General features: G+C 54.7%; 4 protein-coding genes and 1 tRNA gene. All 5 read right to left on the minus strand.

The window, feature by feature from the left end; genetic code table 11:
- On the minus strand, window positions 1-291 hold a 291-nt coding region (surE, locus tag ACOSYY_RS14225; protein ID WP_421663183.1), incomplete at its 3' end, for a 5'/3'-nucleotidase SurE.
- A gap of 109 nt (window positions 292-400) precedes the next feature.
- Window positions 401-477: transfer RNA gene (locus ACOSYY_RS14230), tRNA-Pro, on the minus strand.
- A gap of 73 nt (window positions 478-550) precedes the next feature.
- On the minus strand, window positions 551-901 hold the full coding sequence (locus ACOSYY_RS14235; RefSeq protein ID WP_421663184.1) for a MerR family transcriptional regulator: 351 nt from the start codon (window positions 899-901) through the stop codon (window positions 551-553).
- Window positions 902-943: 42 nt separating this feature from the next.
- Entirely contained in the window at window positions 944-1,219 is a 276-nt protein-coding gene (locus ACOSYY_RS14240) for an integration host factor subunit alpha (protein ID WP_086426756.1), read from the minus strand.
- Between the two features lie 136 nt (window positions 1,220-1,355).
- Window positions 1,356-2,166: alpha-isopropylmalate synthase regulatory domain-containing protein (locus ACOSYY_RS14245; RefSeq protein ID WP_421663185.1), on the minus strand; the 811-nt coding region annotated here is incomplete at its 5' end.

The following is a 2,166-nucleotide window of genomic DNA, read 5'->3' on the forward strand; positions in this document are numbered from 1 at the left end:
GCCGAGGTTGACTCCTTTGTTGATTCCGGACACGACGATGGCGGGCGGTTTAGGCATGACTTTGACCAGCGCGAGATTCACGCAATCCACGGGGGTTCCATTCACGGCATACATGCGTGGACCCAATTGATGGAGACGCAACGGCTTGTGCAATGTCACGGCGTGAGCGACTGCCGTGCGCTCCCGATCGGGGGCGACGATCCAGACTTCCCCGATCGCGGCAAGCGCCTTCGCCAAGGCTGCGATTCCCGGCGAGTGGATACCGTCGTCGTTGGTCACAAGAATACGCATGGTACGCCTGCAACAAAAAGAGCTGCCCGAGGCAGCTCCACAGATCCTGACTGGGCGGCGGAATTCACCCGCTCAGTCCTCAGCCCTCATGACTCAGCACGAAGAAGATTGGTCGGGGCGGCGGGATTTGAACCCACGACCACTCGCACCCCAAGCGAGTGCGCTACCGGGCTGCGCTACGCCCCGACACGTTCTTTACTCCACAGCTACCCATCTTGGCCGATGAACACGGGATTGCCTCGGTGAAATTGCCATTTCTTCATGATGAATGCGAGTCGATAATCTTGAGAATAACTTGGAGATCCCCCCTCAACTTTTTGGCGACCTCTTTCGGGCGCAGCTTTCGTGTAGCAGCCCGCCCACGGCGCACCCAGTATCGCTTGACGCCCTCGAGGGTATGTCCCTCTTCATAGAGCATACGCTTGATTTCCAGCACGGTTTCGACATCCCGTTGAACATAGAGGCGTTGGTTCCCTCGACTCTTCTTGGGGTTCAAAAAAGTGAATTGAGATTCCCAAAAACGAAGCACGTACGCGGGAAGCTTTGTCAATTGACTGACTTCGCCGATTTTATAGAAGACCTTGCTCCCCAGCCTGGGTCCAGTTCCCATGACCGGCCTCACGGTGCGGTCGATGATGTGGGTGAAGCAGATTTACGAATTGACGTATTTCTTGAACACCTGGCTTGGCCGAAACGTAACGACTCGACGGGGGGTAATCCCAATTTCTTCTCCGGTTCGAGGATTTCGTCCCTTACGGGCTCCCTTGCTGCGCACCACGAAATTTCCAAACCCCGCGATTTTGACCGATTCTCCCTTCTGCAAGACCGACTTCAGCAGGTTCAGGACAAACTCAACGATATCAGCGGCTTCATTTTTCGAGATACCGACTTGCTTGAAAATTTCCTCAGCGATATCCGCCTTTCTCATGCCACCCCCCTACGTGACCACTGCAACTCGCCGTATTCCGTCTAGCGACCGCTCGGAATGCGTAGAGTTTTGCTTAAGTTACGTGAGGTTACGAAACCTGTCAAGAATAAATTTGGCGAATGCTTACGAAAATACTCTAGTCCTTGGTCAAAAGTTTGTATTCGATACTATCCGCGAGAGCTTGCCACGTCGCCTCGATGATGTTTTCAGAGACTCCGACCGTCCCCCACTTATCCTTGTGGTCTCCGGATTCGATCAAGACACGCACCTTTGATTCGGTCCCGCGATTGGCAGCCAGTACGCGCACCTTATAGTCCAGCAGTTTCACTTCTCGAAGCTGGGGGTAGAATTTTTCCAACGCCTTGCGCAAGGCGTGGTCGAGCGCATTGACCGGGCCGGTCCCCACAGCCGCGGTATGTTCGACGGCATCGCCGACCTTAACCATCACCGTGGCTTCGGAAAGAGGCGTACCGTCTTCCTGCTTCTTCTCAACAATCACGCGAAATCCGAGTAACTGAAATGAGGGCCTATGGCTCCCCATCGCCTTTCGCATCAGCAATTCGAACGACCCTTCGGCGCCTTCGAATTGATAGCCCTGGTTCTCATGATCTTTCAGCGTATGGATCAGCTCATCGACCTTGGCATGGTTCTTTGGAAGCGTGATGCCGTAGGCTTCAATCTTGTCCAGCAGGCCGCTCCGTCCTCCGTAGTCGGAGATCAGCATCCGCTGCCGATTACCGACCTTCGTCGGATCGACATGCTCATAGGTAGCTGCATTCTTCAGCACGGCATGAATATGCACTCCCCCCTTGTGGGCAAACGCGGCATCGCCGACGTAGGGTTGATGCTTATTCGGCATCAGATTCGCGATCTCGGTGACGAAGCCGGACACATCCTTCAAATGGCTCAAGCGATCGGCCAAGGCGGGACGCTTCATCTTCAACTCT

The organism is Nitrospira sp. BLG_2, assembly GCF_049222245.1.

Excerpts from the sequence above, each read along its gene's own strand:
- ACOSYY_RS14240 (WP_086426756.1), bottom strand. The coding sequence starts at position 1,219 with ATGAGAAAGGCGGATATCGCTGAGGAAATTTTCAAGCAAGTCGGTATC.
- ACOSYY_RS14235 (WP_421663184.1), bottom strand. The coding sequence starts at position 901 with ATGGGAACTGGACCCAGGCTGGGGAGCAAGGTCTTCTATAAAATCGGC.